At 74.5% G+C, this 2,017-nt stretch carries 1 protein-coding gene; it reads right to left on the bottom strand.

Going from position 1 to position 2,017, the window contains the following annotated elements; translation table 11 throughout:
* A partial coding sequence (locus tag GTQ99_RS19290) for an amino acid transporter (protein ID WP_420814591.1) occupies window positions 1-2,014 on the bottom strand: 2,014 nt, incomplete at its 3' end.
* Window positions 2,015-2,017: the final 3 nt, after the last annotated feature.

Here is a 2,017-nt window from a genome sequence, read left to right as displayed (position 1 = left end):
GGTCCACCGCCCGCTGCAGCCCCTGCCCGTGCAGCAGCCCGTGCACGAGCCCCGCGGTGAACGCGTCCCCGCTGCCGACGTGGATGCCGGGGCGGCGCGCCGGGTCCGGTTCGCTCTTGCGCAGGATCTCGCGCACCACGGGCGCGGTGTCGCCGCGCCCGAGGATGAGGTAGCGCATGAGGTGGCCCAGCGGGTTGCCCTCCGACCACTCGAAGTGGGCGTGCGGGCGCACCCCGGTGGCGTCGCGCAGCGCGAGCAGGACCGCGGCGATGGCGTTGGGTGCCGCCGGCGCCTCGGTGCGCAGGACGCGGTGGCCGTCGACCACCACGCCCCGCACCCGCAGCACGTCGGAGAAGGTGGAGGGGTCGACGACCTCCACCTCCAGGAACTCCACGTCCGCGCCGCCGGGCACCGGGTCCAGGCCCCGCACCGCGGCCTCCTTGGCGGCGTAGTCGACGCTCGTGCCCGGCTCGGGGCGGTTGGCGATCAGGTGCAGCGCGCCGTCGAAGGCGAGGGACTCGGTGACGATGCGGCGGGCGGCCTCGTCGAACTCGATGCGGTCGGCGCGCAGCTCGGTGGTCCGGCTGACGCGGGAGACGAGGGAGACGGCGACGATCCCGGCGATGAACATCGCCGAGATGGCGATGCCGTCCGGCGCGGCGTGCACGTTCTCGGCCAGGGCGTACACGAGCACCGCCGTCAGCACCCCGAACGCGGCGGCGGCGCGGCGCCGCCGCCGGCGCGCGGAGGAGACGGTCACGGCGACCGCGCCGGAGACCATCATCGCCAGGATGCCGGTGGCGTAGGCGCCCGCCTGGGCGTCCACGTCGGCGCGGAAGGCGATGGTGATGAGGATGCTGATCGCGGTGTAGACGAGCACGACCGGGCGCACGGCGCGCCCCCACTCCGGCGCCATGCCGTAGCCGGGCAGGTAGCGGGGGACGATGTTCACCAGCCCGGCCATGGCGGAGGCCCCGGCGAACCAGAGGATGAGGATGCTGGAGACGTCGTAGGCGGTGCCGAAGCCGTCGCCCAGGTGCTCGTGGGCCAGGTAGGCCATCGCCCGGCCGCTGGCCGCACCGCCCTCCTCGAAGGCCGCCGGCGGGATGAGCACCGTGGTCACGAAGCTGGTGGCCAGCAGGTACACGCTCATGATCAGCGCGGCGGCCGTCAGCAGCTTGCGGGTGTTGCGGATGCGCGAGGCCAGCCGCTGCTGCTCGTCGGCGCCCTCCGCGGCCACCAGCGGCATCATCGAGACCCCCGTCTCGAAGCCGGACAGGCCCAGCACCAGCAGCGGGAAGGCCAGCACCGCCGGGCCGAGGACGTCGCCCGGGCCGCCGCCGCCGGCGGTCAGCCGCTGCGTCCAGCCCCCCAGCGCGGCCGGGTCGGTGGCGACGTCCACGAGGCCGACGGCGACGACGACCGCGTTCAGCAGCAGGAACGCGGCGACCAGCGGGATCGCGACGACCACGGCCTCGCTGAAGCCGAGCAGGAAGACCCCGCCCAGCACCAGCAGCAGCGCCACGGTGATGGCCACGGCGTGCCCGTGCAGGGCCTGCGGCAGGTAGGGGTTCTCCAGCACGTGCACGGTGGCGTCGGCGCTGGAGAGGGTGATCGTGATGATCCAGGACGTGGCGACGAAGCCGAGCAGGACGAGCACGAAGACCTTGCCCCGCCAGAACGGCAGCAGGTCCTCCAGCATCGCCACCGACCCCTGCCCGTGCGGGCTCTCGGCGGCCACCCGCCGGTACATCGGCAGCATCCCCAGCAGGGTCAGCGCCACGATGAGGAGGGTGGCCAGCGGCGAGAGGGCGCCGGCGGCCAGCGCGGCGATGCCCGGCAGGTAGGACAGGGTGGAGAAGTAGTCCACGCCCGTCAGGCACATGACCTTCCACCACGCCTGCGGCCGCACGTGCGAGGCCTCGGCGACCGGGCCCGCGGGCTGCACGCGGTCGGCCAGCAGCCACCGCTTGAAGCCCGTGGGGGGCGCGCCGGCGGGGTGGGGGCGGTCCACCTC

This window comes from Kineococcus vitellinus (genome assembly GCF_009906315.1).
Lineage (GTDB): Bacteria > Actinomycetota > Actinomycetes > Actinomycetales > Kineococcaceae > Kineococcus > Kineococcus vitellinus.
Note: the sequence above shows the minus strand (reverse complement) of the source record. Positions and strands in the feature narration are given on the sequence as shown.